General features: G+C 67.5%; 25 protein-coding genes and 2 pseudogenes. 7 read left to right on the top strand and 20 right to left on the bottom strand.

Features of this window, described 5'->3' with window-relative positions:
* Positions 1–3: 3 nt before the first annotated feature.
* From IEY68_RS30010 to IEY68_RS30000, 3 genes are all read right to left on the bottom strand, one after another.
* The gene (locus IEY68_RS30010; RefSeq protein WP_058854999.1) at positions 4–1,230 is read right to left on the bottom strand and encodes a cysteine desulfurase family protein; all 1,227 of its coding nucleotides are present in this window, start codon (positions 1,228–1,230) and stop codon (positions 4–6) included.
* 87 nt (positions 1,231–1,317) lie between these two features.
* Positions 1,318–1,509 carry a hypothetical protein gene (locus tag IEY68_RS30005; protein WP_156426196.1) on the bottom strand — a complete coding sequence of 64 codons (192 nt, stop codon included), beginning with the start codon at positions 1,507–1,509 and terminating at the stop codon, positions 1,318–1,320.
* 374 nt (positions 1,510–1,883) lie between these two features.
* Positions 1,884–2,522 carry a saccharopine dehydrogenase family protein gene (locus IEY68_RS30000; protein ID WP_189094561.1) on the bottom strand — a complete coding sequence of 213 codons (639 nt, stop codon included), beginning with the start codon at positions 2,520–2,522 and terminating at the stop codon, positions 1,884–1,886.
* Between IEY68_RS30000 and IEY68_RS29995 the strand changes: the two genes are divergently transcribed.
* Positions 2,466–3,449, top strand: coding sequence for an AraC family transcriptional regulator (locus tag IEY68_RS29995; protein ID WP_063916446.1), 984 nt, complete (start codon positions 2,466–2,468; stop codon positions 3,447–3,449). The genes IEY68_RS30000 and IEY68_RS29995 overlap by 57 nt on opposite strands.
* 538 nt (positions 3,450–3,987) lie before the next feature.
* Here the strand turns inward: IEY68_RS29995 and IEY68_RS29990 are convergent.
* Positions 3,988–4,311, bottom strand: coding sequence for a hypothetical protein (locus IEY68_RS29990; RefSeq protein WP_058854996.1), 324 nt, complete (start codon positions 4,309–4,311; stop codon positions 3,988–3,990).
* Positions 4,312–4,347: 36 nt separating this feature from the next.
* Positions 4,348–5,352 (bottom strand): helix-turn-helix transcriptional regulator, encoded by a 1,005-nt coding sequence (locus IEY68_RS29985; RefSeq protein ID WP_063916450.1) that lies wholly within the window; start codon positions 5,350–5,352, stop codon positions 4,348–4,350.
* A gap of 518 nt (positions 5,353–5,870) precedes the next feature.
* On the opposite strand from IEY68_RS29985, the gene IEY68_RS29980 reads away from it, so the two are divergent.
* Both IEY68_RS29980 and IEY68_RS36515 read left to right on the top strand, forming a co-directional pair.
* Positions 5,871–6,125 carry a MerR family transcriptional regulator gene (locus tag IEY68_RS29980; protein WP_058854994.1) on the top strand — a complete coding sequence of 85 codons (255 nt, stop codon included), beginning with the start codon at positions 5,871–5,873 and terminating at the stop codon, positions 6,123–6,125.
* Between the two features lie 195 nt (positions 6,126–6,320).
* Positions 6,321–6,740: pseudogene (locus IEY68_RS36515) on the top strand (cbb3-type cytochrome c oxidase subunit I); the annotation flags it as partial.
* A gap of 21 nt (positions 6,741–6,761) precedes the next feature.
* Here the strand turns inward: IEY68_RS36515 and IEY68_RS29970 are convergent.
* Together IEY68_RS29970 and IEY68_RS29965 are read right to left on the bottom strand one after the other, a co-directional pair.
* Positions 6,762–8,519 carry an ABC transporter ATP-binding protein gene (locus IEY68_RS29970; RefSeq protein ID WP_058854992.1) on the bottom strand — a complete coding sequence of 586 codons (1,758 nt, stop codon included), beginning with the start codon at positions 8,517–8,519 and terminating at the stop codon, positions 6,762–6,764.
* The gene (locus tag IEY68_RS29965) at positions 8,516–10,327 is read right to left on the bottom strand and encodes an ABC transporter ATP-binding protein (RefSeq protein ID WP_229719125.1); all 1,812 of its coding nucleotides are present in this window, start codon (positions 10,325–10,327) and stop codon (positions 8,516–8,518) included. The genes IEY68_RS29970 and IEY68_RS29965 overlap by 4 nt, the downstream gene beginning before the upstream one ends.
* A gap of 113 nt (positions 10,328–10,440) precedes the next feature.
* Between IEY68_RS29965 and IEY68_RS29960 the strand changes: the two genes are divergently transcribed.
* Positions 10,441–10,881 (top strand): MerR family transcriptional regulator, encoded by a 441-nt coding sequence (locus IEY68_RS29960; RefSeq protein WP_058854991.1) that lies wholly within the window; start codon positions 10,441–10,443, stop codon positions 10,879–10,881.
* 479 nt (positions 10,882–11,360) lie between these two features.
* On the opposite strand, the gene IEY68_RS29955 is transcribed toward IEY68_RS29960, so the two are convergent.
* The 3 genes from IEY68_RS29955 to IEY68_RS36510 form a co-directional block, all read right to left on the bottom strand.
* Positions 11,361–11,507, bottom strand: coding sequence for a hypothetical protein (locus IEY68_RS29955; RefSeq protein ID WP_156426194.1), 147 nt, complete (start codon positions 11,505–11,507; stop codon positions 11,361–11,363).
* Positions 11,508–12,265: 758 nt separating this feature from the next.
* Positions 12,266–13,129, bottom strand: a complete 864-nt coding sequence (locus IEY68_RS29950; protein ID WP_229719124.1) for a phosphatidylinositol mannoside acyltransferase — start codon at positions 13,127–13,129, stop codon at positions 12,266–12,268.
* A 2-nt stretch (positions 13,130–13,131) separates the two neighbouring features.
* Entirely contained in the window at positions 13,132–13,278 is a 147-nt protein-coding gene (locus IEY68_RS36510; protein WP_229719123.1) for a hypothetical protein, read from the bottom strand.
* A gap of 486 nt (positions 13,279–13,764) precedes the next feature.
* Between IEY68_RS36510 and IEY68_RS29945 the strand changes: the two genes are divergently transcribed.
* The gene (locus IEY68_RS29945) at positions 13,765–14,334 is read left to right on the top strand and encodes a hypothetical protein (protein ID WP_058854989.1); all 570 of its coding nucleotides are present in this window, start codon (positions 13,765–13,767) and stop codon (positions 14,332–14,334) included.
* Between the two features lie 107 nt (positions 14,335–14,441).
* On the opposite strand, the gene IEY68_RS29940 is transcribed toward IEY68_RS29945, so the two are convergent.
* From IEY68_RS29940 to IEY68_RS29930, 3 genes are all read right to left on the bottom strand, one after another.
* Entirely contained in the window at positions 14,442–15,374 is a 933-nt protein-coding gene (locus tag IEY68_RS29940; protein ID WP_058855015.1) for a lysophospholipid acyltransferase family protein, read from the bottom strand.
* A 10-nt stretch (positions 15,375–15,384) separates the two neighbouring features.
* Entirely contained in the window at positions 15,385–16,212 is an 828-nt protein-coding gene (locus IEY68_RS29935) for a GNAT family N-acetyltransferase (protein ID WP_058854988.1), read from the bottom strand.
* Between the two features lie 370 nt (positions 16,213–16,582).
* Positions 16,583–17,887 carry an NAD(P)/FAD-dependent oxidoreductase gene (locus IEY68_RS29930; RefSeq protein WP_189094556.1) on the bottom strand — a complete coding sequence of 435 codons (1,305 nt, stop codon included), beginning with the start codon at positions 17,885–17,887 and terminating at the stop codon, positions 16,583–16,585.
* A 111-nt stretch (positions 17,888–17,998) separates the two neighbouring features.
* Between IEY68_RS29930 and IEY68_RS29925 the strand changes: the two genes are divergently transcribed.
* The gene (locus IEY68_RS29925; RefSeq protein WP_058855014.1) at positions 17,999–18,856 is read left to right on the top strand and encodes a LysR family transcriptional regulator; all 858 of its coding nucleotides are present in this window, start codon (positions 17,999–18,001) and stop codon (positions 18,854–18,856) included.
* A gap of 465 nt (positions 18,857–19,321) precedes the next feature.
* On the opposite strand, the gene IEY68_RS29920 is transcribed toward IEY68_RS29925, so the two are convergent.
* The 5 genes and pseudogenes from IEY68_RS29920 to IEY68_RS29900 form a co-directional block, all read right to left on the bottom strand.
* Positions 19,322–19,618: a hypothetical protein gene (locus tag IEY68_RS29920; protein WP_063000407.1), complete on the bottom strand. Its 297-nt coding sequence runs from the start codon at positions 19,616–19,618 to the stop codon at positions 19,322–19,324.
* 152 nt (positions 19,619–19,770) lie between these two features.
* A complete protein-coding gene (locus tag IEY68_RS29915; protein WP_063000409.1) occupies positions 19,771–20,094 on the bottom strand; it encodes a hypothetical protein in 324 nt (107 codons plus the stop codon).
* 41 nt (positions 20,095–20,135) lie between these two features.
* Positions 20,136–20,981 carry an SDR family oxidoreductase gene (locus IEY68_RS29910; RefSeq protein WP_058854987.1) on the bottom strand — a complete coding sequence of 282 codons (846 nt, stop codon included), beginning with the start codon at positions 20,979–20,981 and terminating at the stop codon, positions 20,136–20,138.
* A 151-nt stretch (positions 20,982–21,132) separates the two neighbouring features.
* Positions 21,133–21,615: a hypothetical protein gene (locus IEY68_RS29905; protein ID WP_156426193.1), complete on the bottom strand. Its 483-nt coding sequence runs from the start codon at positions 21,613–21,615 to the stop codon at positions 21,133–21,135.
* A 393-nt stretch (positions 21,616–22,008) separates the two neighbouring features.
* Positions 22,009–22,734 (bottom strand): annotated as a pseudogene (locus IEY68_RS29900) (AraC family transcriptional regulator); the annotation flags it as partial.
* Between the two features lie 139 nt (positions 22,735–22,873).
* Here IEY68_RS29900 and IEY68_RS29895 point away from each other — a divergent pair.
* Entirely contained in the window at positions 22,874–23,995 is a 1,122-nt protein-coding gene (locus tag IEY68_RS29895) for an MFS transporter (protein WP_082681363.1), read from the top strand.
* Between the two features lie 200 nt (positions 23,996–24,195).
* On the opposite strand, the gene IEY68_RS29890 is transcribed toward IEY68_RS29895, so the two are convergent.
* Positions 24,196–25,152 carry an electron transfer flavoprotein subunit alpha/FixB family protein gene (locus tag IEY68_RS29890; protein ID WP_058854985.1) on the bottom strand — a complete coding sequence of 319 codons (957 nt, stop codon included), beginning with the start codon at positions 25,150–25,152 and terminating at the stop codon, positions 24,196–24,198.
* A 37-nt stretch (positions 25,153–25,189) separates the two neighbouring features.
* Complete coding sequence (locus IEY68_RS29885; protein WP_058854984.1) at positions 25,190–25,975, bottom strand: electron transfer flavoprotein subunit beta/FixA family protein; 786 nt, start codon at positions 25,973–25,975, stop codon at positions 25,190–25,192.
* Positions 25,976–26,157: the final 182 nt, after the last annotated feature.

Below are 26,157 nucleotides of genomic sequence, written 5' to 3'. Positions count from 1 at the left end.
TCGCTACGCACCTCCTCTCGCACCGGCCAGGCCCGCGGCCCTGGCTCGTTCCACCACCTGCGGCAACACTTCCAGTAGTGCATTGATATCGGACCGCTGCGAAGTGTGTCCAAGGGAAAACCGTAGCGATCCCCGGGCCTCCCGGGCCCCGACTCCCATCGCGATCAGGACATGACTCGGCGAGGCCACCCCGGCCGTGCACGCCGAGCCGGTCGAACATTCGATTCCCGCGGCGTCCAGCAGCATCAGCAGCGAATCGCCCTCACAGCCCGGGAAGGTGAAATGAGCATTACCCGGCAGCCGCCGGTCGTCGTACGGACCGTTGAGTACTGCGTCCGGGACAGCCCGGCACACCCCGGCGATCAGCTCGTCGCGCAGCGCGGCCAGTTCCCCGGCCCGGACCGGCATCTCGACCGCCGTCTGCCGTAATGCCGCGGCCAGCCCGGCCACCGCCGCGACATCGGACGTACCCGAGCGCAGGTCCCGTTCGTGTCCGCCGCCGTGCAGCAGCGGCACACAGCCCACCTGCCGCCCCAGTAACAGCACGCCCACGCCGTGCGGCCCACCCAGCTTGTGGCCGGCGAAACTCGCCGCCGCGAGCCCGCTGGCGGCGAAATCGATGGGCAGCTGCGCCGCGGCCTGGACCGCGTCGCTATGCATGGGCACGCCCGCCGCCTGCGCGATCTCCGCCAGTTCCCGGATCGGCTGGATGGCACCGATCTCGTTGTTGGCCCACATCACGGTGACCAGCGCCACCTCGCCGGGGTGCTCGGCCAGGGCAGCGCGCAGGGTTTCCGGGGTCACGATCCCGTCCGCGTCCACAGGCAGCCAGGTGACCCTGGCTCCCTCGTGCCGTTCCAGCCATTCCACGGCGTCGAGGACCGCGTGATGCTCGGTAGCACCGGCCAGGATCCGGTGACATCGCGGATCGGCGTCACGGCGGGCCCAGTAGATGCCCTTGATCGCGAGATTGTCGCTCTCTGTTCCGCCGGAGGTCAGGATGACCTCGGAGGGACGCGCGCCCAGATCCGCAGCGATCGATTCCCGCGATTCCTCCAGCATGCGCCGGGCCATCCGGCCCGATCCGTGCAGTGAGGAAGCATTTCCGGGCAGCGCGAAAGCAGCGTTCATCGCCTCGATCGCGGCGGGCAGCATCGGTGTGGTCGCCGCATGATCGAGGTAGACCGTCGTGGGCACACCGCTGACAGCACCCGGGAAAACCGACTTCATGACCGATTAAGCCTATCCCACCGTTGACCTGGGCATCTTCGGGGTCTCCCCCCTCCTTCTACGATTTTTCTACGATTTGCACGCGATTCACAACAGTGCAGGCACCACCGACATTCCGGATTCCAGGCATCCGGTAGGGCACTTGGCACCCGAGCTATTGACCGTCCAGGGCTCGGGACAGACGGTCCCCGGACCCCCTTCGTCGGGATCGCCCTCGCGCACGACGAAGATCGACTCACCGGAGGTCCCGATGCGCACCTGGTCGCCGACTTCGATCACCTCCCCGAGCATAATCGAATATGTGTTCCCCAGGGTTTCAGTAAAGGCGTCCTCGACGTAGTCGACGTTTCCGGTTTGTGCTGGTCATCGGTGGTGGCGACACGCTTATCCGGGGTGTCCACGACGCGCCGGGGCCGATTGGATAGATCGCGCCGACGGTCGTAGCCTCGCTCGCCATACGTTCCAGTGATGGTGTGCGGAGGAGGCGGGGTGCGGGTTCAGCGGGTGTCGGCGCCGGAGGGCGGGCCGGATTCGTGGACGGTTTGGATGCGCAGTACGTGGTGCTGGATCCTGTCGATGGCTTCTTGGCGCATCTGACGGCGACCGACTGCGGCGGCGACAGTTCAAGTTCGGCTGAGGACATGACATCTGTGTCACTTCACTGTCAAGGTCGCCTCGATGGTCCAGCTGAGGTCGTGGCCGGAGAGGGTTTCGAGGAAGTCGGCGGGATCGAATGCCTGCGCCGGGGTGAGTACTCCGGCAGGAGTATTGCCTGCCGCCAATCGCCGGGCTGCTTCGACCACGGCGACGGCGGTGGTTCCGTAGGTGTCTCGGCCTCGGATGACTCCCCGTGTCTGCTGCCCCTGGTAATCCACGGCGTCGAGCACGTAGGTGAATTGCTGCCCGGCGCGGTCGAGCTCGGTCGGGCCTGCGGGAAGCCCTGCGATCAACTCCGGTGTGATGGGTGTTTCGAGGCCGGCCTTCAAAGTTGCCTCCAGCAGGCTTTCGACATGCTCGACCTGCACGTGTCGGGGGATGGTGACTACCTCGCATGTCGGCAGCGCCGCCATCGCGACGGACTGGCCGTCGGGCAACGTGATTCGGTCGCGTCGGGTCGGGATCCCGCTACGCCAGGCACCGTCGTCATAGGTCAGCCCGCCTGACCGCATCGCGTCCATCGTCGCCGACGCCGAGCGCAGCGATCCGCGTGAGAGACCGGCAGCACCGGTGATGAAGTGGCTGACAGTGATCTCCGTCAGCGGGGTGAGCCTCATTCGGGCCGGGTCAGCCATCATGCTCCGTTCGGCTGGCAGTTTCCCGCCTTCGATGCCGCAGGGTTCCATGTGGTCCTGTCAGGCACCTGTTGGTTCCTGCCCCCCGCCGGCGCCCCGATCGCGCTGCGGCCGGGCGACATAGTCTTCCTCCCGGGAGGATGCGCCCATGGCCTGGCCGACGATCCGGCCACGTCGCTACGTCCTGCTGCTACATCACTGCGCCGGGTGAACCGGCGACCGTCCCGACCGGACCCCGCATCTGAACCGCGACCGGAGACGGTGCTGCTGTGTGGTGCCTACCTTCTCGATCGAAGCCGGTCACATTCGATGCTCGCTGATCTGCCCGAGGTCATTTATCTGCCCGCTCCGGAAACTCGCCATACCCCGGTCGGGGCGATCATCGATCTCCTCGACAGCGAACTCGCCGCCGACCGGCCCGGTCACGATGCCATGCTCCGTTCGCTGCTCGACGTGCTACTGCTACACATCCTGCGAGGCTGGCTCGACCGCCAAACCGACACCGGGTGGTCGGCCGCGCTACACGACCCAGCCGTCGCCGCGGCGCTCTCAGCGATCCACGGCTCGCCCGGGCAAAGCTGGACCGTCGCCGAACTCGCTGCGCACGCCAGGATTTCGCGAGCTGGTCTCGCCCGCCGATTCACCGACCTCATCGGCCGGCCACCCATCGCCTACCTCACCTGGTGGCGAATGACCCTCGCGGCTCGGGAACTGCGCGACACCGATACTCCGCTGACCGTCATCGCCCGAGACTCCGGTTGTGCATCCGAATTCGCGTTCGCTCACGCGTTCAAAAACGAATTCGGTCTCCCACCAGGTCAATTCCGAAAGACGAACCGACCAGCTCAACCGCCGGACCGGAACCCAGGACGATCGGCCGAATTCGTGACTCGCGCAGTCACACGCGCCGTCGAATCCGAAAAATAGGCCTGAACACCCGGCACCAGGGAAAGCCACAGCCAACGTTTCGCAGACCAGGTCGGCAGCCGCCCCTTCCGAAAAGTTCACCCGCCGCCGCCGACCGCGGAAGCCGCACGACCGGATTTGGGGGCCGGTCGTGCGATTACGTCCGGCTCGGCCCCGCTTCCTCGGGCTACCTCGGCACTGACCGGTCCCTGATAGCGCGGCAGACGAGCCCTGTACCGGGGTCGTCGGGAGCCGGTGGGCGGCGCGCCCCTGCGCCCGCGCGCCGCCCACCGAATCCGCCCGACGGCTCCCAGGTAGCACGCTCTGCGGACCGCGGGCGCGGCGAAGTCGCGCCCGCGGGGGTTCGACTTCGACGCCGCAGAGCAGTCGAACCGGCGTGCAACCGCCGGGCAGCGCCATGGTAGCCCCGGCTCACGCCGCCAGGGGGCCTATCGCGCACGAAACCTGGTCCGTCCATGTGGCTTCCGGTCATCGCAAGGGAAAGAATTGATGTCGGGCAAGCCGTCGTAGCCTCGTGGTCCTCTGTGCGCTGCGGTCTTCAGTGCGGGCGGGTCACCGTGAACACGATGGCCGCGGTCAGTCGTTGTTCCCGTACCGCTGTCTCGGGGGCGGCGATCCCGTCGCAGCTGTCGAGGATGCTGCCGTCGCGCCATCGGACGAGGTAGCGGTACCAGCATCGCGGCCGCCAGGACCTCATCGAGGGTAGGTCGCGGGCTACCCGGTCGGCGAGTTCCCTCAACGCCGCCACGACCTGGTCTGCTGTTCCGGTATTGCGGGTCGCCCACCACGGGCTCTCGTCACCGAGCGCGGGACGGGAGATCTCGACCAGATACATCAGTGCGGGATCGCGCGAATCGGCCACGGCAGGCCACGATGCCGGAACTGTCTTGCGCAGGCCCTAACCCGACGCGACAGCGCGTGGTGGGGGTCGGTGCTGGTGCAGTGTGTGTGCGGGTGGGTGACCGTAGACGCGGTGGTAGGTGGTGGCGAAGCGGCCGGGGTGGGCGAATCCCCATTGCGCGGCGATCGAGGCCACGGTGTGCCCGTCGGTGGGGTCCGTGGCGTGTAGTTGCTGGTGGGCACCGTCGAGGCGTACTCGTTTGAGGTGGGCCAGCGGTGTGGTGTCGAGGTGGCGGCGGAAGGCCAGCTGCAGTGCCCGGACCGAGACGAACGCCGCGGCGGCGATATCGGCGACGGTGATCTCGTCGCGGACATGGGATTCGATGTAGGCCAGGGCGCGCCGCACGGTGGCGGGGTGGGCGTCGCGGCGATCGGTGGCGGCGGGTTCGGGGTCGATGGTGGTGGGGAAGGCGCTGAGCACCACCGCAGCCAGATAGTCCGCGGCCGCGGCCCCCAGCAGCGGGTGGTCGGTCATCCGGTGGGCCTGGCCACCCAGATGCGCGATGGCCTGGGCTACGCGCCGGCCCGCGGAAGGGGTGCGGGGCCGGTGGCCGTTCAGCCGCACCGGGCCCCCGCCCGGCGGGTGGTCGCCGAGCCGGGTGAGGATATCGGGGTCGAGCAGGACGAGCTGGTGATCGCAGTGGTGGACGACGCCGCGGTGGGGGTGGTCGGGGGCCTCCAGCGCTATCACCTCGCCGGGCCCGCACCACAAGGGTTCACGGTCACCGGTGGGGTGGAGCTCCAGGGCTCCGGAACCGACCCAGGCAAGCGCCAACCGGCCAGACGGTGGGCTGTGGTAGCCGGCGTCGAAACCGAAGATGTGACGGCTGTAAGTGACCGGGCCTGCCGCGGTGACCGCCAGCCGAGTACGCGTCGGCAGCGGGGTGGTCCCGGTCTGTAGCCGGATCTCGACCCCGTAGAGCCGGGCCAGCTCGGCTTCGGCCTCACTGAGGTCGTCGGTTTCGAATACCGCTTGCCCCGTCTCTGCCGCACTGGAACCCACCGGCACAACCACCCTCTGCTACTCGGGACTCCGATAAGTGGGCGAACAGGGGTTCGGGCCCGTATGTAGGGCCTGTCCGGCCGCCCGAAAAAATCTACAGCTGTCACTGTAGACATTCCTCGTAAGGTGCGGTAGTTTCTGTGTCGTTGGAAGCGAAGGAAGTATCCATACGGCACGGGAGATGACGAACTGCCCGTGATGGTAGGACGGCGGGCGCGGCCACGGGACCAGCAGATACAACAGTCCTACCGCCCGCCGGGAGTAAGTGAAGTTGCATGGAAAGAAGAGGAAGTAACACCGTGAGGAGAGAGGAGGCATTGCCCGTCGGGTCGCCCATGAAGTATGTGGTCGGGGTGATCGCCGACGTATTGGTTACATGTCGGAAGACGAAGTAATTCCCCCTTTCAGTGCCCCGGCGCCGCAGGCGCCGGGGCACTTCGGCGTATGGAGGCCACGCGATTTTTGAACCCACGACCGCGAACGAAAAGTTCGACGATGACGACTACCCCGCCTACACCATGGGCCGGGCCGCAGACCTGCTCGGCACCACCCAAGCATTCCTGCGCACCCTGGACGACGCGCAACTGATCACCCCGCAACGCTCCCCCGGCGGGCACCGCCGCTACTCCCGATACCAGCTGCGTATCGCCGCCCGCGCCCGCGAACTCGTGGACTCCGGCACCCCATTGGAAGCGGCGTGCCGGATCATCATCCTCGAAGACCAACTCGCCGAAGCACTCGAAATCAACGCCGCCCTCACCCAGCAGGATTGAGCGCGGCTCGTTGCCTCTTGGCGCGAAGACGACCCGGCCGCCGGGTGGCGGTCATTGGTGGTTCGGATAGCGGCGGGCCGGTCGAGTTCGGTCCGCACGGTTTTCCCGCCCTCGCGACAGTCGGTTCCCTCGGTCGCGAGCTGCGCAACCAGCAGCAGCCCGCGCCCGCCCGTGTGGTCGGGTCGGTCGATCGGCACCATCGAGCTGCGGCCGCTGGCCTACGACCGCCACCTCGGCGGCCACATCTACGACCCCGGCGTCGGCGGTGTCCTGCTGTGGCAGCACCTGTTCTGGTTCTTCGGACACCCCGAGGTCTACATCATCGCGTTGCCGTTCTTCGGCATCGTCACCGAACCTCGACCTCGACGCCGTCGAGCTGTCGGACGGTGTTTCGGTCGCCGGAGAAGCGCCATCCGGCAGGCGGGCTTCGACCACTGGACCATTTTCAAGCCCGCCTTCCACATGGAGAACTACCTCCTCCCCTCCAAGCGGGACTACATGTTCCCCGACCTGCCTCAGGGCAAGCTGGTCACCGCTGCGAGCCCGCAGACCGTGATGGCGCTCATCTGTTCGGACGACTTCGGAGCAGCTGTCGCCGCCGCCGCACCGGAATAAGGTCGGTGGCCCGTGCTGCGATCACGGGTTACTTCCCGCAACTCGGGGCGCGGTGACGCGCCAGCTGTGTGCGCTCGCGTACTGACTCTCGAGGCGGGCGAATATGCCGTCGGTCTCCCGCAGCGCTTCCGGGGGGCCGCTCTCGCGAACCCGCCCGGATACCAACGCCACGACCCGGTCGGCCGCGGCCAGGGTGGCCGGGCGGTGAGCGATGACCACCAGGGTGCGCTCCGGGTCCGCCGCGAGGTCGGCGACGGCCGCGGCGATCGCCTGTTCGTTGTGCGGGTCCAGGGCCGAGGTGGCCTCGTCGATGAGCACGATCCGGGCGCGTTTGAGGAAGGCGCGGGCGATCGATACCCGCTGCCGTTCTCCGCCGGAGAGCTGTGCGCCGCCTTCACCGACGCGGGTCTGCCAGCCGTCGGGGAGCCGCTCGACGACCTCGTCGAGGCGGGCCGCCCGCGCGGCCTCGGCGAGTTCGGCACGGGTTGCCTCGGGCCGGGCGAGGAGGACGTTTTCCTCGATGGTCGTGTCGAACAGGTAGACGTCCTGGAATACGATCGCGATCTCGTTCAGCAGTACTTCTTGGTCGTAGTCGCGCACGTCGATGCCGCCGACGCGTACCCGACCTTCGTCGGTGTCGAAGAAGCGGGCGATGAGCCGGGTGACCGTCGTCTTGCCCGATCCGGATGGTCCGACAAGCGCTGTCATGGTTCCCGGCTCGCAGCGGAACGAGACCCGGGACAGGGCGACGGTGTCGCCGTAGCGGAAGGTCACCTCGTCGAACTCGATCGTCGCGTCGGGTACGTGCCCGATCGGATCGGCCGGTGCCGGCAGGGCCGGGGTGCGCAGAACGGCTTCGACCCGGCCGATGTTGTTGTCCAGTGCGTGCAGCGCCCCGTTCAGTTCGATCAGGTTGCCGAGGGGTTCGAGGAACCGCACCGCCAGCACCAGTAGTGCGACGGTATCGGCGACGGCTGTGGTGGTGTCGAGCAGAAATCCCGCACCGAGTGTCAGCATCACGGCGAAGCCGGCCATGACGACGGCGGTGAAGGACAGGTCTGGCAGCATCGAACGGCGCAGCCCACGCCGGTATGTGCTGCGGTGCTGCGCCAGAGCGTTGTGCATGGCGTCGGTGCCGGTGTGGCTGTGGCCAGCAGCGCGCAGTACCGGTTGCGCCTGGCCGAATTCGACTGCCCGGCCCGCGATCTCGATGCCTGCTCGCTCTAGTTCGACCTCGGCGATCGCCGAGATCCGTCCGGCGCGGCGCAGCGCGAGGAGCGCGACCACCGCGACGGCCACGAAGAACAGGGCCAGCCGCCAGTCCACGAAGAAGGTGACGACAGTGATCGTCACGGGCACCAGAACACTGGTGATCGCGGGTGCGCCGATCGTCACCGTGAGCTGCGCAACGCCGCCGGCGGACGTGGTGATCGTGCGGCCGAGCCTGGTTTTGTTCTCGGCGGTGAACCAGCCGAGCGGCAGCGTGGTCACGTGCCGCATCAGGTGGCGACGCAGTTGGGCAGCCAGTTCCATACTCGCGGCGAACCCGACCGGAGTGGCGAGCACGGTGAGCGCCGCATACGCCACGAGTCCACAGCCACCCGCGATCAACCATGGTTCCGCTGCGGCGAAGTCCGGTTCGGTGCGCAGCAGGGCGCGCAGGATCGGCACCAGCAATCCGAGCAGCAGGCCTTGCAGTACGGCTAGTACCGCGTGCAGGGCGCCGAGTCGCAACAATGTGCCGGGGTGCGGCCACAGCCGGTAGAGGTGGCGGATCACGCGTGCACTCCTTCGTGTTGAGCGACCCACAGACGGGCGTAACGTCCCCCTTGGGCAAGCAATTCGTGGTGTGTCCCGGCTTCGGCGACCTCGCCTCGGTCGAGTACGAGAATCTGGTCGGCGCTGGCGATGGTGTACAGCCGGTGGGCGATCACCAGCACGGTTTTGCCGACCATCAGCTCGGCGAGTGCCTGCTGGACCGCGGCCTCGCTGTCCGGGTCGATGGCGGCGGTGGCCTCGTCCAGTACGACGATCGGGGCGCCGCACAGGATGGCTCGCGCGATGGTGACCCGCTGCCGCTCCCCGCCGGAGAGCCCGCCCGTTCCGTCGCCCAGTACGGTGTCGTAGCCCGCAGGAAGCCGTTCGATCACACCGTGGATCTGGGCCGCCTTCGCGGCACGCCGGACGTCGGAGTCGGTGGCCTCCGGCCGGCCGATCCGGATATTCGCGGCGACGGTGTCGCGTAACAGCACGACATCCTGGAACACCAGCGACATCGACGACAACAGCGCCGCCGACGGTATAGCACGGATATCGGCGCCGCCGATTCTGATGGCACCGTCCGTGACGTCGTGAAACCGAGGCAGCAGGCTCGCTACCGTGGACTTCCCCGACCCGGACGGACCGACGAGCGCGGTCACCGTGCCCGGCTCACACACCGCGCTGAACCCGGTCACGGCATCGGTCTTACCGTCGTAGGAGAAAGTGACACGGTCGAATTCGATCCGGTACCCGTCGGGGAGGCACGGCCGCACCGGTTCCGGGAGCGCGGGAAGCGCCAGGAGGCGTTCGATATTGCCCGCGGCCATCCGCCCCTGCCGGATACCCTGCGAACCCTGGATCGCGGGAGTGAGCGATGTGGGCAGGCCGATGCCGACGACTAGGAACGGCAGCAGATCTGCCATGGTGAGCGCGTCCCGCGCCACCATGCCCAGCCCGACGATCAGCACGACCCCGAGCACGCTCATCTCGGAAGCGAGCAGCCGATCGATCGTGGAGCTGTAGCGGACCTCGTTCACCCAGGCCCGCATCGCCTGGGTATACGCGCGCACGGCGTCGTCGAAACGCCGCAGGAGCGCACCACCGGCGCCGAATGTTTTGACCACCGTGATCCCGTCGGCGTATTCGATACTTGCCGCATTGATGCAGCCCTCGGCCTCGGTCAGGTTGGTGAGATGCGTGGTCATCGAGCGCATGGCGATCCGGTAGACCAGCGCGGTCACCACCAAGACACCCCCGGTGACCAGCATCAGCCGCCAGTCGACCGAGGCCAGGTATGCGAGCCCGACCACGATCGCCGCCGCCGCGCCGACCACCTCACCGAGCGCGTGCGCGATGAGCTGGTGCATCGTCTCCAGATCATCGGTCATCGCCTTCTTGATCTGCCCCGAGCCGGCCGAGCGGAACCAGCCCAGCGGCACCCCGCCGAGGTGGGCGACCAGCCGGGTGCGGATCCGGTGCAGAGTTTCCGCATCGGCGTAATGGCCGAGCCGCGACGAGGCGAAGACCAATACCAACCGTGCGGCGGCGCCACCGGCCCCGAACGCGACCCACGCCCAGACAGTGCTCGCCGGTAGGCTGCCCTCGGCCAGCGCGGCGCGCGCGAGCTCGGCAATCGCGATATAGGGACCGAAACCGGCGGCGGAAGCCAGGGCCGAGAGCACCGCGCACCCGATGAGGTGCGCGCGCACCGGCCGGAAGAGCGTGCTGAGCGCATCGGCGCCGATCAGCCGCGGCGGTTGCCGCTTCGCGGATCGTTGCCGGACGGTCTCCGCACTCGATACAGGCGTCCTCATTGTTTCGGTCATCGACATCCTTCGTCGCCGGGAAGGAACACGGAGCCCGCATTCCCACTAAGGTTGGCCTTACCGAATCATTTGAAGTCGGCTTGAAGTCAAGGATCCGGAAAGCAGGACCCGGGATGAACGAGACAGCGCCCGCACGCACTGATGACAACTCGGAGCTCATCGGAATCGGCGCAGCGGCACGCCGCTTCGGCCTGGCCGGTTCGACACTGCGCTACTGGGAGAAACGCGGGCTGTTCCGGCCGGCTGAACGCCGGGCGAACTGGCGCCGGTACGGGCCGGATGAACTGCATCGAATCGGGCTCATCCAGATTTGGCGCGATACCGGACTGCTGAGCCTCGACGAGATCGCCGCCGTGCTGACAGGTGACACCGGGAGCCACACCTGGCGCCAGGCGGTGACCGAACGGATCGAAGAGATCGAGCGGCAGCAGGAACGGCTGGCCGCCGCCAAAGCGCACCTCGACCATCTCCTCGCCTGCCCGGACGACGACCCGGCCGCGAATTGCCCGTACCTGCGCGAAATGACCGCAGCTCAACGGGAACCGCCAGCTTGAACCCGATCAGTCCAGCGGTGCGGTGCAGCCAGGTGCGGAGGTCCAGCAATTCCGGATGCAGGGCGCGCAACTCGTCGATATCGACCTCGGGTACAGAACCGTCGCCACTGTTGAGCAGTTCGTAGCCGCGGGCGAACCTCTCGTCGAGGCGGTGCAGATCCGAGAGTTCATCGAGGGGTACATCGCCACGATGACTGGGCATTCTCCGGTTGCCTATGTTTTGACCTGCCCCACCGGTTGGGTCCCAACTCCGGTCGCTAACTGACAGCCTTACCGAAAGGCAGACTCACGCGCTTATCCCACCGAGTTCCGGACCCGAGCGATCGCTTTGGTCCGGGCAGGCAAGCACACTAGGACCAAAACGGGGGGGAAACGCGGGGCCAGACACAAAAAAGCAGGTCGGACCCGGTCTTAGACCGGGCCTGACCTGCTATTTCTGCTGCCGAACCAGTAGCGCGCCGGCTCTGACTGGAACCGGCCTACCTGGAACCGGCGTCCGGGCGGGTGGCGGCGTCCGGCTCGGGCACCGCGGTCAGGAACACAGGTTGCGGAGCATCGGCCGGTATCGAGTACGGCTCGGGTTCGGCCGGGACGTGGCTGAACAGTCCAGCATTGTCGTCATACATGTTCGTGCTCCGATCTTCGGTGTGCGCTGCCGGTGAAAGTCGCGGCAGGCAGGGTCGAGATGCGCGTCCCGTGGCGGTCTGGCCGACCGGCGGTCCGGGCCTCTCGGGGATACCCATCCGAACCCGAGGCCGCTCCGCGCCGAACTGCCGAGTGGAGCAACCCGTCGCCCGGAGGTAGCGAGACTGCGGCAGTTCGAAAGAGGTCCTGTCGGGTTCGGCAGCCGATCGGCTACTCGACCGTGTTCCTCACCACCGTAGCCCCATCCGCCCCTGCCGCACGCCTCCCGGTCGACAATCCGGTCCGCGACCGCATCGGCGGCGCACGCGCCGCTTCACTGCACCGATCACGCCGGACTGAAACCTCCGGTACGGGTCACGGACACCGAGCGCATGCCACCTGTGAACGGCAGGTCCTCCTCCGCAGACTCGCCTCAGCCGGGCACATGGATACCCCGCCGGGTTCGCCTGTTGTCCGGCGCATGGTTCTACGATTTTTCTACGATTTGCACGCGGGCCAGCACGGGAAGTTACGGGAACACAGAAGCAGTGTCGGAACACTAATATAGCCATCTACCTGCGCAGATAGGGAAATCACAGGAAACGATGGGCAACGATGGTGACCTGCGCAAACGCTGTACCGACTTCATAACCGGTAAAGGACAGCCGTCACGAGTTACCGCTTAACCCCCTGGGTCGTATGTGCTCGATGTGCGCGAACGCGTCGCCCGCGCAGTCCGGTGCGGATGACGCCACCGCCTTCACCCGCCCGGCCAGAGGCGTTGCAGCATATGCCAGTCGGCGGGGTGGGCGGCGATACCCGCGGCGAACCGGTCGGCCAGGGTCTGGGTGGCGTCCTCGACCCCGTGGGAGGTGTCGACCGGCTCCCCGACCGAGAATCCCCACCCGGCCGGGGTGAACCAGCAGTGTACGGGCAGCAGCGGGGCACCCGTTTCGATAGCCAGCCGGGCCGGGCCGGCGGGCATCAGCGTCTTTTCGCCGAAGAACGTGACGGCCACGCCCCGGCCGGAGAAATCCCGTTCGCCGAGCAGGCAGACCAGTCCGCCCGCACGGAGCCGGTCGCTGAGCCGCTCGTACGGCGGTGTCTCGGCTCCGGTGAGCGGGATGATCTCGAAGCCGAGACCCTCCCGGAACCGGACGAAGCGGCGGAACAGCGACTCCGGCCGCAATCGTTCGGCGACGACGGTGGGCGTACCGACCCGCTGCACGAGCCAGACTCCGGCGAGATCCCAGTTCCCGCTGTGCGGCAGGGCTATCACCGCGCCACGACCCGCGGCGGACGCTTCGCGGATACGGTCCAGGCCGGTGGCCGACGCTTCGATGATGGCGGCCAGCTCCCGCGGATCCATGGAGGGCAGCCGGAAAGCCTCCCGCCAGTATCTCGCGTACGAGCGCAGACTCGCCTGTATCAGTTCCTGCGGAACCTCTTCGGGGGCTACCCCGAGTACCCGGGCGAGATTGCGCCGGAGCTGAGTCGGTCCGCCGTCGCGCCGGGCGATGCGGTCGGCACCGGCATCGAACAGTCGGACCGCCCATCGGTGCGGCAGGGCACGCACCAGGCGCCAGCCCGCCGCGTAACCGAGGTCCTGCGCCCGGCCGGACACCGTTACCGGGGGCCCGCGTCCGATGACGCGGCCGAGTCCTGCTCCGGCACGGCGGTCAGGAAGACCGGTTGCGGAGCATCGGCCGGTATCGAGTACGGCTCGGGGTCGGCGGGGACGTGACTGAACAGTCCTGTGTTGTCGTCGTGCATGTTCGTGCTCCGATCTTCGGTGTGCGCTGCCGGTGAATTCGCGGCAGGCAGGGTCGAGATGCGCGTCCCGCGGCGGTTGGTCCGACCGGCGGTCCGGGCCTTCCGGGAGTACCCATCCGAACCCGGAACCACTCCGCGACGGACCGCCGAGTGGAGCTTCCCGTCGGCCCGGAGGCGAGGGACTGCGGCAGTTCGAAAGAGGTTCCATCGGATTCGGCAGCCGAACGGCTGCTCGACGGTGTTCGTCACCACCGTAGTCCCCTCTACCGCCGCCGTGCGCCCCGGTGGACGTTCGGGCCGCGACCGGACCGCTCTCGATCGTGTCACGGCGGGCCCGATTCGGCACGCCGATCACCCCACTTGACACCCACCTATTGAACGTACCGTTATTCAGCGGTACGGTGATTGATGTATCAATAAAGCACTTCAAGCAGTGCGAGCACCCCGGAAGACCCGATCGGGGGTGTGACCGAGTGAGGACCACCGATGAACCGAAACCACGAACAGCGCGCCCGCCGTCTCGCGGCGCGGATCGCCGCGCTCGCAGTCATCACCCTCGCGCCACTGGCGGTCACCGCCGGCCCCGCCCTCGCCGGTCCGGCCGCGGCGGTCCAGGTCAGCGATTCCCACGATTCCAGCGACAGCTTCGGCGATAGCAGCAACTGGAACGACAGCGGCCGCAACGACAACGACCACCACGCCTGGGACAACGACGACGACGATTTCGGCTGGGACGACAACGGTCATTACGGCTACAAGGACCACCACCGGCAGGATTACGACGGCTGGGAGGACCACCTCAACAGCGGCGACAACCAGTACCCCGACCGCGACTCCCACAACAACCGGGGCCGCGATTACGACCAGCCCGCCGATTGGGACCACGAGAACCCTCGCGGCGGCGGGGGCGCGCCGCCGAACTGGAACGTGCCCAACCCGTATATCCCGCCGCCCCCGCCGAGCCTTCTGCCGCAGGTCCAATTGCCGGTATTGCCGCAACTCCCCTTCGCACTGCCGGGCATTCCGGGGCTTCCCGGGACGGGCAGCGCTCGCTGATACGGCAAACAAGTAGCCGTTGAGTAGCGGTACATAGGCCAGCGAGTCGCTATCGAACTGCAGAACGGCCGAGCCCACTCGGTGGGCTCGGCCGCGATCCGCTCCGATCAGACTGCTTCCACCGCCGCTTTCGTCAGTTGCCGGCCCGCCGCGGCGAGCACGGCATGCGCGGCATCGGAGAGTTCCTCCGCGCGAACCGCTCGCTCACAACGCCGAGCCAGATCCTTGCGATCGGTACCGGCCGGCTCAACCGGCGCGAGAACGACCTCGGCGGTCAGATTTCGCGCGCGCAAGACTCGCACGATCGAATCGATGAGCGTGTCGTCCCCGACGAAACCCGGGACGGTGGACCGATTACCGTGCCCGTCCAGGTACCGCAGCCGGACCGGCTGCACCGGGACCGCGCTGTCCACGGCGGCCTGGAACAGCGCGGGCCGCAACGTCCCGTAAGCACGACCACACCACGTGGTGCCCTCCGGGAAGAACCCGATCCGTTCGCCTGCGGCGAGCCGTTGCCCGATCTGCTCCACCACATCCGGCAGGCGCCGCAGCCGCTCCCGTTCGATCGGGACGACCCGCATCACCCGCGCGAGTTTCCCGAGCACCGGCCAATCGATCAGATCAGCTCGCGCCACGAACGCGAGCGGCTGCACCGAGGCGAGCACGACGATATCCGCCCACCCGATATGCCCACAGGCGACGAGCACCCCGGTGCCCGGGCCGGCGTACCGCGGCCCGATCGCCGCGGCTCCCGTGCGCCGGTCCACCACCCGCAACCGGATACCACAGGCACGCAGCAGAGTCCGGGCGAACCGGCGCTGGACCCCCGAGCGCCGCGACGCCGGTGTGACGATATGCACAAAGGGATAGGCGAACAGCACCGAGAGGGCGCCCATCGCCCGGAGCCCGGCCCGCGCGACACCTATCTCGGGACGCTGCTGCACACAGCCGGTCCCGCACGGACTCACCGGCATCCAGGAGTGCTGGGCGGGCGGCTCCTGCACCAGGACGGACACCCGCTCCACCGGATTCGCGACCATCTCCATCACCTCACCGCCCGCCGCCGAAATTCGCGGCGGCGCCGCGCAACCGATCGAGATAGCGGGTGTTGATGGTGTCGAGCCCCAGCAAGACCACGAAATCGGCGACGGCGAAATCCGGATCGTGCGCGGGCTCCCCGCAGATCTCGGCGCCGAGCCGCAGGTAGCCGTTGAGCAGGGGCGGCAGTTTCGGGCGGGCGGGGGCGGGCAGATCGTCGAGCGCCACCCCGTCGACCACAACAGGGCGGTAGGGGCGCACCCGTTTCTCCGGCGCGCAGGCGTGCTTACCGAGCAGGAAGTCGCGCACCCCGCGAACATTGACACCGGCCGGTTCGGCCGGGCTGTTCTGCATGGGCACCGAAGCACATCCCATCACCCAGTCATAGCCGGTGAGCTGGATATAGTGCAGAATGCCGGCCCACATCAGCGTGAGGACCGAGCCGTTGCGATGATCGGGGACCACGCACGCGCGCCCCATCTCCACGACCCGCAAACCCGCGGGGTCGAGGTTCGTGAGGTCGAATTCGGTGGCCGTGTAGTACCCACCGGCCCCGGCGACCTTGTCCGGCGGCAACATCCGGTAGCACCCGACGAACTCGCCGGTGGTCTCGTCGCGGACCAGCATATGGTCGCAGTGTTCGTCGAACCTGTCCGCGTCCAGGCCTGTGCCGTCGTCGGGGATCGAGAATCCCGGCTCGCCGGCGAATACGTTGTACCGCAACCGCTGCGCCGCGATGCGATGGTCGGTGTCGGAGGAGACGATCAGAGCGTAACGGGACCGGTGATCCTCGCCGGCGGCCGGTCGAGCCGGAGCCGTCAGCACGGACGTAATAGCCATGACGCCAAGCAGGCCAGTCCGAGACTGCGCCGGGGCGTCCGTGACGTGTCGCGAGCATGCCGGTTCGGTTAACGAGACGTAGGTCACACCGGACGTTCACCGGACAGTACCCGCGCGTTCGCGCGAACACCGGACTCGGCACCGGAATTGGGCCGGCCGCAACCTGGAATTCGCCGCTACCCAGCGTAAGCGCCGCGGGCGGACCCTGCTCGACCGGGCCCGCCCGCGGGCCTAGGCGTACCTCCGCGTTCGCTCCGGCCGTGCGCACCCTGCGTACCTCCGCGTTCGCTGCGGCCGTGCGCACCCTGCGTACCCCCGCGATCGCTGCGGCCGTGCCCGGTCCGCCGAGAGCTCCGCCCGGCGGCGCTCGTCAGGCGACGAAACGTTCGGGTTCGCGTACCCGTTCCAGATGCTGGCGGTCCACCTCCTGGAACCCGGGCCGCCCGGTGCCGATGAACGCCACCAGCCACGACAGGACCGCGGCGAACCGATTCCGGAAGCCCACCAGGTAGAACAGGTGCACGGCCAGCCAGATGAACCAGGCGAAGACACCGCGGAAGGTGATCTTGTCGTTCAGCTTCGTCACCGCGCTGAACCGGCTGATCACCGCCATGCTGCCCTTGTCCCAGTACACGAACGGAGTGCCCGGGTGGGTGTCACGGCTGATGATGTCGGCGGCGTGCCGGCCTTCCTGCATCGCCACGGGCGACTGGCCCGGGTAGCCGTTGAGCGAGGTCATATCGCCGATCGCGTAGATATCGGCGTAGCCGCCCACGGTGAGGTCGGGGTTGATGAGCAGGCGCCCGGCGCGATCGGTTTCGCAACCGGTCGCCGCGGCCAGTAGTTTCGCGAAACCACCGGCCTGCACACCCGCCGACCACACGATGGTCTCGGCGTCGATCTGTCGTTGGGTACCGTCTTTGTCCTTGACCGTGACCTGGCCGTCCTGGATATCGGTGACGAAGGTACCGAGCAGCACGTCGACCCCGCTGCGGGTCAGCGTTTTCTTCGCGTACTCCGATAGCCCGCCGCCGAACGGCGGTAGCACCGCGCCGGCGCCCTCGACCAGGGTCACCGAGACCTCCTGGTGGTAATACCGCTTGGCCAGCTCTTTCAACTGCCCCGCGACCTCGACACCGGTGGCCCCGGCGCCGACGACGACGAACGACAGCAGCCGGCGGCGGGTTTCCTCGTCGGCCTTGGCCGCCTCACGGAATACCCGTTCGATCTGGGCCCGGAGCAGCCGCGCATCGTCGATGGTCTTCAGTGAGTAGGTCTTGTCGGCGAAGTCGTCGCGTCCGAAATACGACTGGCTCGCACCGGTGGCCGCGATCAGCGATCCGTAGCGGATCTGCCGGGTCTCTTCACCGGTGCGGTAGGTCAGGACGGCGGCGTCGGGCTCGATATCGGTGACTTCACCCAACCGGACATCCGCCTCCTTGTGCCGGCGCAGGATGTTCGCGATCGGGGGTGCGATCTCGGCGGACGCCAATACCCCGGTGGCGACCTGATAGAGCAGCGGCTGGAACAGGTGTTCCGGCGTGCTCGAGATCAGGACATGATCCACTCCCGCCTTGGCCAATTGCTTGGCCGCGGCGAGCCCGCCGAACCCCGAACCGATGATCACGACATCCGCGTATTCCACGCCGGCGCCGATATCACTGACCTTGTGCATGACAGCCTCCTTCACTCATTAGGAACCGTCATCCATAAGGAAGATATTTCAGGGTTCAGGGCGCATAATTGAGATGACTCTTATCTGTTCTGATCATGAATGGAGATCGCGGTGGAACTACGCCAGCTCACGTACTTCGTGGCGGTGTGCGAGGAGCTCAGTTTCAGCCGGGCTGCCGTCCGGTGCTTTATCTCACAGTCGGCGATCAGCCATCAGATCGCCCGGCTCGAGCACGACCTGGGCGTGCAACTCTTCGAGCGTTCGACCCGATCGGTCGTCCCCACCGACGCGAGCACAAGATTACTACCGCTGGCCAAGCAGATGCTAGGTCTGGAATCGGCCATCCGCGCCTCCATCCGTACCACCGGACCGCGGATCCGGCTGGCGGCGAATATGTCGTTCGCCACGCGATCGCTCTCGGCCATCGCCGGTGCGCGCGACGCGCACCCCGGCGCGGAGATCGAATTCGTCATCAAACCCTTCCGTCAGCGGGTCGCCGCCGTCGCGGACGGCGATTGCGATCTCGCGCTGATCCGCGGCAGTGTGCAGCAGGCCGGACTGATGGTCGAGCAACTATGGGTGGAGGACCTCACTCTCGCCACCGCCCCCGCGCATCCGCTGGCCGGCCGTACCGACGTCACCCTCGCCGAACTCAGTGCCTACCCGCTGCTCCTTCCGCCGGAATCCGAGCAGTTCCTCCTGCACACTGTCATCCGGACCGCGTTCGCCGACCTCCCCACCGGACCCACGTTCGGCCCACCCATACCGCCGGACCACACCGCGACCATGGAGCTGATCAACCACCCCGACGCCTGGACGGTCCTTTACGCCAACAGCTCCACCGAGGGCATCGCCGCGCTCCCGCTGGTCGACCACCGCCTCCGCATCCCCGTTTCGGCGGTCATTCGTGCCGACACCCGCCGTACACCCATCCTCGACTCACTGCTCGAGGGTCTGCACTGCGCCTAGCAGTACTGGGGCAGGCCGACGCGTCGGCTCGGGTTCTGTGACGATTCCCGAAACGATCCCGTCGTGAACACCGCGACCGCGGCCCGAATCGGCGAGCGGCGGATTCATCGGTGAATATCCGGCGACGCCCTGCCCGAGACCGGCATGCCGGCGATCACCGCCACCGAGACCAGGTTCAGAGCCGCACGAACAACGGCCACGACCGAGAGCCCGACGCCGATACCGAGGCTTCACCTCTCGGTGCCACCCATGCCGGAGCCGAGCCGTTCCGATAGTGCAGTCCTCACAATGCTCTGCCGACGTACCGGGCCGCGCTACCCCGCCGGCCGGGCAATGGCCGACGGGGCTTCAGTGACCTCGCCGGTTCGGCACGGCGGGCCACCGGCGACCCGAGTGGCGAGGGATCCGGCTCGGGTCGGTTCGTGGTGCCGTCACACAACGACACGGGCGACTGTCACCGCGCGATCACCGGCCGGGGCGCTGCCGGAGCACGGCGCCCTCGGGCACCGGTTTGACCTCACCGCTCTTCAGGATGATCACGCCGGGGCTCCCCGGCGGCAGCCGATAGCCCGGCAGATCCCGGTCGATATCCGCACGCAGGATCACCCGGTCGATATCGGGCCTCTCCTGGCCGTTGATGACAATCTTCTTCTCGGGCCCAGGATCGGCACCGGCCACGCCGGTTCCCGTGACGGCCGCACCCGCCACCGCCGCCCCGCACACCAGGGCGGCGAGGGCTCTACTCGCCGGTTTCAGTTTCACTGTGTAACTCCTTGTCGCACCGCACTTCTCGTCGACCGATCCGACCGACTCTCCGACAACCGCGACGTTAGTCCGGCTCGCTGTGCGCCGGCTGGGGGCACAGCTGGGAGTCTGCTGGGAACCGCACCCGGTTCCTGAGAACCGGGTGCGGTTCAACCGCAGCAGAACGGATCGTCACAGGGCCGACCGACCTCGCTGCCGTAGACACCCAGCTGCCGCACCGGGGCGAGTACCGATTCCGCGGTAGCGGAATCCAGCGGCGGTGCCGACCACGGGGCGAGCCGTCCCCAACTGGGCGGCACCCGCTCGATGTCGTAGCGGACGACCCCGTCGACGAACAGTGTCCACATACAGTGGTCGGGGAAAGGGTTGGCGCGCACCACCCACCAGCTCCCCGCCACTTCGGCGGCCAATGGGAATCGCGGATTGCCGGTGCTCCGCCAGTACGGCCGGGCAAGGGCTTCGGGCTGTGTCATATCGCCGCCCCGATTCGAGGAATGCGCACCATGCCATCCACCTATCCGGTGGGCGCGCCGAATGATTCCATAATGGTGTCGATCCGCTCCCGCGCCGCGAGTGACATCAGCGGATGTGTTGTCTCGTAGAGCTTTCCGGCCTCCACTGCGGCGAGGATGATCTCCGCGGCCTGCGCGGTCGGCAATATCTCCTTCGCCATCTCGGCGACCGCCTCCATCATCGGCGCGAGTGCGGCCACGACCTCCGGGGACATCGCTTCCGACGCGGACGCTCCACCCTCGGGCGGCCCGGCCATTTCGGTGAGTCCGCGGAACATGCGGGTATCGACCGGCCCCGGACACACCACGGTCACACCGATATTCGGCGCGATGATCTCCAGTTCGCCCCGCAGCGATTCCGAGAGGGAGATGATGGCGCTCTTGCTCGCGGCGTACGGCGCACCGAACAGACCGACGGTCAGTCCGGCCAGCGAGGCGGTGTTGACGATATGCCCACTTCCGGCGGCGATCAGATGCGGGGTGAACACGTGGATACCGTTGACCACACCACCCACGTTCACCGACCAGACCCGGTCCCAATCCGCCGGAGCGATATCCCAGCTCGGCCCACCCGCGCCCACACCCGCGTTGTTGACGACCAGGTCCACCCGGCCGAACGCGGCGATTGTCCGGTCCGCGAGCGCACGCACCTGATCGATATCGGCGACGTCGGTGGGCACGGCGATCACCTGATCGCCGAGTTCGGCGGCGGTCCGCACCAGGGCATCGGTCTCCACATCGGCCACCGCGACCCGCAGCCCCCGCGCTACCAGCGCGGCGGCCACGGCCCGGCCGATCCCATTCGCGGCACCGGTAACGACAGCTACCTGCCCGGACTCCAATTCCATGAAAACTCCACTCCGCCTGGTCCACCCCGGTGGCGGACGACCTTTACCATCGTCACCGGCGCCGTCGGCAGCCGCATCGGTCCACGGTCTGATATCGCGGTAGCTCGTGGGTAGGGCCCCCGGAATCCCGGAAATACCGTCCGATAGAGGGTCATTCGTCACCGATGTCGTCGGCGACCGGGCGGCCGAACAACGGTGGCAGACACTTTTTCCCGCAGACCAGTTCACCCGCGAGGGTCTCGTAGGAAAAATACGCGCGGGCCAATTGCCGGCGATTCGGCGCAAGTGGTCCGTCCAATACGAACCGATCGAAGGAAATCGTGTACAGATGTGCCATACGGCCGAATATCGCGCCCAGGCCCTCGTGATGCTCCACCGCACCGGCACCGGGCTCACCGAGAACACGGTGGGCCTCCAGATCTATCGCGAGAATATGCCGTTGCGCGTCCTCCCAACTGCCGGTGAAGGGATCATCGGCCGGATCCATTTCCGGTAGCTCCGGGCCGGCCGCACCCGGCACCCAGGTCATCACCACGTCATCCCAGCTGGGCCGCGCCACCGCCAAGCGCCGATGCGCATCCACCAGGCCCGCGGCGGAGGTGAGCAACGGGCAGCCGAAATCGGTGCCACCCACGCGACCGGATCCGGTGACCCGCGCGAACACTGTCGATACGACTCGGCTGTCCGGCAATGGACCGAACCCCCTACGGCCGTGCACAGCTCCCCTTTTCTCACCGCCGAGGCGGCCGATCTTGAATTATCGGAAATCGGCGCCCCCGAGCGCCGATCACCACGCAGTAATGCCGATGCCGTCGACGATCGACGCGCACAGCATAGCCAATTCTCTCGTTCGAGTCAGCGGTTACCGGAATGGATATCGATACGGAAAACGCTCCACCACAGACTATTTGGAATAGACCGAATAAGAAACGCTGGCGTTTCCACTGCCACGCCCGGCGGAGCGCGCGCGGGCCGACGACACGGCCTCGCCGCCTCTGCGCGACTCCGGGATCACCCCACGACGTGAACTACCGGGGGTGCACCCGAAGGCATGCCGGTAGACGTCGATGAAGGCGCTGGGCGAGGCCCAGCCGCAGCGACCGGCGACCGTGGTCACCGAATACCCCTCGGCGAGCAATCGCACCGCCCGGTGCAGACGCAGGTGGGTCCGCCATTGCGGGTAGGTCATCGCGAACTCGGTGCGGAACAACCGGGTGAGGGTGCGTTCCCCGGCTCCCACCCGCCGGCCCAGTTCGGCCAGCGTCCGGGTGCTCTCGAGATCGCGTTCGACCAGGGCACATGCTTCACGGAGGCGTTCGTCGATGGCGACCGGCAGTGGCAGGTGCTGGCGGGGCATCCGGTCCAGCTGATCCAGCAGAACCTGCCGCAACCGGCCGAGTTCGCGCTCCGGCAATTCGCCCGGCGCGGAACAGGTGATGATCAGTTCGCGGACCAGCGCGGAAGTCGCGAGCACCTCCGGCGTCACCCGATCCGCCCACTGCCCGAGCGGGAACGCGATGCAGTGGAATCGGGTCGGGCCGAAGAAGTGGTGCTCATGCCAGTGCCTCGCGGGAATCCAGATCGCTCGATCCTGCGGTGCGATCCAGGTACCGGCCTCGGTACGCACCTGGGCCGCACCGCCGCTGCAATAGATCAATTGATGCTCGGGATGCCGGTGCAGCTCGATATGCGATCCACCCGGCAGATCCCGCACCCTGGTCGGCGCGGGCATGGTTTGGCGGGTTATCGACATAACTTGGCATTTTATCGGAAGAAGTCGCACCCGGCCGCTTCCTACGCTGATCGTCGACCGACCATCAGGAGGACCGGCTGTGGACACCCCGACGACCGCCGCCACCGCGGCCGCGAATCCGGCGAGAATTTGGAATCGTATGCGCCAGTGGTTCTTCGCGCACGCGGTGGACGACTTCTATCAGGGTCTGGTACCAGCGAGCATCCCGTTCTTCGTCCTGGAGCGCGGCTACAGCTATGTCGCCGCGTCCGGTCTCGCCCTGGCCGCCGCGCTGGGGAGTTCACTACCCCAGCCACTGCTCGGGGTACTGGTGGACCGCAGGCCGCTGCGGTGGATGGCGCCCGCCGGGTTACTGGTGGCCGGGGCCGGAGCAGGACTGGCGGGCCCGGCACCGGCCTATCCGATCGTATGGTCGCTGATCCTGCTCTCCGGAATCGGTATCGCCGCCTTCCATCCCGCGGCCGGGCGGGATGCCCGCGTCGCCGCCGGCGACAGCACCGTCGCCATGAGCCTGTTCGCGGCCGGTGGAAGCGTCGGTTTCTTCCTCGCACCCGCCCTCGCCACTCCACTGCTCGCCACGCTGGGTGTCGGCGCCACCGCGCTCTTCATCCCACCGGCGGTACTCATGGCTTTCGTCCTGTGGCGGCACCAGTCACGGCTCGGCTCCCACCCGCCGGCCGCGATCGCGGCGGTGGGCCGGGACCGGTGGGGGCCTTTCCTCCTGCTGACCGTGGTCGCGATCATCCGGTCGGTCGTATTCCTCGGGATGAACACCTTCATCGCCCTGTACTGGATCGGGTATCTGGGCGCCGGCGGCGTGATGGGCGGGGTAGCACTTACCGCGTTCCTGGTCGGTGGCGTTGCCGGCACGCTGGCCGGCGGACGTATCGCGGATCGGATCGGAATGCGGGCGACCATCCAGTTCGGTGGCCTCGTCGCGGTCCCGGTCCTGGTCGCGCTGCGGCTCAGCGCCGATCCCCGGCTGGCGGTGGCGCTGGTGGCCGTGGCCGGGGTGGCTGTCAATATGCCGTTCGCGGTGCTGGTCAAACTGGGACAGGACTATCTGCCGACGCGGCCCGGTACCGCCGCCGGCGTAACCCTCGGTATCGCGGTGAGCGCGGGCGGGCTGTTCATGCCCGTCCTCGGCGGCCTCGCCGACCGGCACGGCCCGGAGGCCGCGTTGACCGCGCTCTGTGTGGTCCCCGCCGCGGCGGCCGCGCTCGCTCTCCTGTTACCCCCGCCCGATTCCGCGCGCCGGTGACGGACACACCGCTCGCTCGGAAACAAGAATCGCTCGGAGACAAGAATCGGTCCCCGGCCGCACAGACGATCGGCCCCCGGATGAACTGTGACGAACGGGCGGCGTAACTGCCGTTTCGGGATGCGTCCGAAAGAGCTGTGCCCGGCCGGTGAACCGGCCGGGCACAGCTGTGATCTGTTCGCGGCCGATGCCGCGGGTGGTCAGCCCTTGTGCTTCTTGACCTCTTCGGTCAGCTGCGGGGCGACATTGAACAGGTCGCCCACGATGCCGTAATCGGCGATCTCGAAGATCGGGGCTTCCTCGTCCTTGTTGACCGCGATGATGGTCTTGGACGTCTGCATACCGGCCCGGTGCTGGATGGCGCCGGAGATACCCAGGGCGACGTACAGCTGCGGGGAGACCGTCTTACCGGTCTGACCCACCTGGAACTGCCCCGGGTAGTACCCCGAGTCGACCGCGGCGCGGGAAGCACCGACGGCCGCGCCGAGCGAATCGGCGAGAGCCTCGACCACGGAGAAGTTGTCGGCCGAACCGACACCGCGACCACCGGAGACGACGATATTCGCCTCGGTGAGCTCCGGACGGTCACCGGCCACGACGGGCTCCCGGCTGGTGATCTTGACGACGCCCTCTTCCTGCGCGGGGACCTCGACGGTGACCTTCTCGCCGGCGCCGGCCGCGGGCTTGGCCTCGATCGAACCCGGGCGGACCGAGATGACCGGGACATCGCCGGTGGCCTTGGCGTCGACGGTGAACGCGCCACCGAAGATGCTGTGCACGGCCGTGCCGTCGGCCTTCACATCGATGACGTCGACCAGCAGGCCCGACCCGATACGGGCGGCGAGCCGGCCGGAGACCTCTTTGCCTTCCGCGGTCGCGGCGACCAGCACGGCGGCCGGGGACGCGGATTCGACGAGACCGGCCAGGATATCGACCTTGGGGGTGACCAGGTAGCCGTCCACATCATCGGATTCGGCGATGTAGATCTTGGCGGCACCGGCCGCGGCCAGCGCGTCGGCCAGTTTGTCGCCGGTGCCGGACGGGCCGGTCACCACGGCGGCCGGTTCGCCCAGGGCGGCGGCAGCGCTCAGCAGTTCGATGCTGACCTTCTTGACCGCACCTTCGGCGTGCTCGACGAGCACAAGTACTTCTGCCATTTGTCTCTTCTCCTAGAAGTTGCTGCGGGTGCGGTTCTCAGATGATCTTCTGGCCGACCAGGTACTGGGCGATCTTGGTGCCGCCGTCGCCCTCGTCGGAGATCTTCTCGCCCGCGGTGCGCGGCGGCTTCGGGGTGGACGTGGTGACGGAGGTGCCCGCGTTCGCGACACCCACGGTCGACGGGTCGATACCCAGGTCTTCCAGGGTGAAGGTCTGCACTTCCTTCTTCTTCGCGGCCATGATGCCCTTGAAGGACGGGAAGCGCGGCTCGTTGATCTTCTCGGTGACGCTCACGATGGCCGGCAGCGTGGCCTCCAGCTTGAAGACGCCGTCGTCGGTCTCCCGCTCGCCGGTGATCTTCTCGCCGTCGACGGTGAGCTTGCGCAGATGAGTGAGCTGCGGGATGCCCAGGTACTCGGCGATGATGGCCGGGACGGCGCCGGAGCGTCCGTCGGTGGCCTCGTTACCGGCGATGACGAGTTCGACACCCTCGACCTGTCCCAGCGCACCGGCCAGCACCCACGCGGTCTGCACCGTGTCGGAGCCGTGGATGGCCGGGTCGTTGATGTGGATGGCCTTGTCGGCGCCCATGGACAGCGCCTTGCGGATGGCCTCGGTGGCACGGTCCGGACCGGCGGCCAGCACGGTGACCTCACCGCCCTGGGCCTCCTTGATAAGGAGGGCTTCCTCGACGGCGCGCTCGTTGATCTCGTCGAGCACCGCGTCGGCGGCTTCACGGTCGAGGGTGAAGTCACCGTCGGTCAGCTTGCGCTCGGACCAGGTATCGGGCACCTGCTTGATGAGTACGACGATATTCGGCATCGGTCTTCGTCGACCTCCTGTTCTGGTTACCTGTATTGGCGGTCGCACGATCTCCAGCGGCCGTACGTCCATGTGAGTAGCTCAGGCCGAGACATTACCCTACGTTAAGTTACTCGTGGGTAACTTACGCTGCGGGCCGTCTCGAGGGGCCACCGGGCGTCTCCCGTACCGGGCCGTACCAG

The organism is Nocardia jinanensis, from assembly GCF_014645735.1.
Classification (GTDB): domain Bacteria; phylum Actinomycetota; class Actinomycetes; order Mycobacteriales; family Mycobacteriaceae; genus Nocardia; species Nocardia jinanensis.
The sequence above is the reverse complement of the archived record's forward strand: the minus strand, read 5'-3'. Positions and strand labels throughout refer to the sequence as shown.

Excerpts from the sequence above, each read along its gene's own strand:
- IEY68_RS30010 (WP_058854999.1), bottom strand. The coding sequence starts at position 1,230 with ATGAAGTCGGTTTTCCCGGGTGCTGTCAGCGGTGTGCCCACGACGGTC.
- IEY68_RS30000 (WP_189094561.1), bottom strand. The coding sequence starts at position 2,522 with ATGGCTGACCCGGCCCGAATGAGGCTCACCCCGCTGACGGAGATCACT.
- IEY68_RS29980 (WP_058854994.1), top strand. The coding sequence starts at position 5,871 with ATGGGCCGGGCCGCAGACCTGCTCGGCACCACCCAAGCATTCCTGCGC.
- IEY68_RS29965 (WP_229719125.1), bottom strand. The coding sequence starts at position 10,327 with ATGACCGAAACAATGAGGACGCCTGTATCGAGTGCGGAGACCGTCCGG.
- IEY68_RS29960 (WP_058854991.1), top strand. The coding sequence starts at position 10,441 with ATGAACGAGACAGCGCCCGCACGCACTGATGACAACTCGGAGCTCATC.
- IEY68_RS29955 (WP_156426194.1), bottom strand. The coding sequence starts at position 11,507 with ATGTATGACGACAATGCTGGACTGTTCAGCCACGTCCCGGCCGAACCC.
- IEY68_RS36510 (WP_229719123.1), bottom strand. The coding sequence starts at position 13,278 with ATGCACGACGACAACACAGGACTGTTCAGTCACGTCCCCGCCGACCCC.
- IEY68_RS29945 (WP_058854989.1), top strand. The coding sequence starts at position 13,765 with ATGAACCGAAACCACGAACAGCGCGCCCGCCGTCTCGCGGCGCGGATC.
- IEY68_RS29940 (WP_058855015.1), bottom strand. The coding sequence starts at position 15,374 with ATGGTCGCGAATCCGGTGGAGCGGGTGTCCGTCCTGGTGCAGGAGCCG.
- IEY68_RS29935 (WP_058854988.1), bottom strand. The coding sequence starts at position 16,212 with ATGGCTATTACGTCCGTGCTGACGGCTCCGGCTCGACCGGCCGCCGGC.
- IEY68_RS29930 (WP_189094556.1), bottom strand. The coding sequence starts at position 17,887 with ATGCACAAGGTCAGTGATATCGGCGCCGGCGTGGAATACGCGGATGTC.
- IEY68_RS29915 (WP_063000409.1), bottom strand. The coding sequence starts at position 20,094 with ATGACACAGCCCGAAGCCCTTGCCCGGCCGTACTGGCGGAGCACCGGC.
- IEY68_RS29910 (WP_058854987.1), bottom strand. The coding sequence starts at position 20,981 with ATGGAATTGGAGTCCGGGCAGGTAGCTGTCGTTACCGGTGCCGCGAAT.
- IEY68_RS29895 (WP_082681363.1), top strand. The coding sequence starts at position 22,874 with ATGCGCCAGTGGTTCTTCGCGCACGCGGTGGACGACTTCTATCAGGGT.
- IEY68_RS29890 (WP_058854985.1), bottom strand. The coding sequence starts at position 25,152 with ATGGCAGAAGTACTTGTGCTCGTCGAGCACGCCGAAGGTGCGGTCAAG.
- IEY68_RS29885 (WP_058854984.1), bottom strand. The coding sequence starts at position 25,975 with ATGCCGAATATCGTCGTACTCATCAAGCAGGTGCCCGATACCTGGTCC.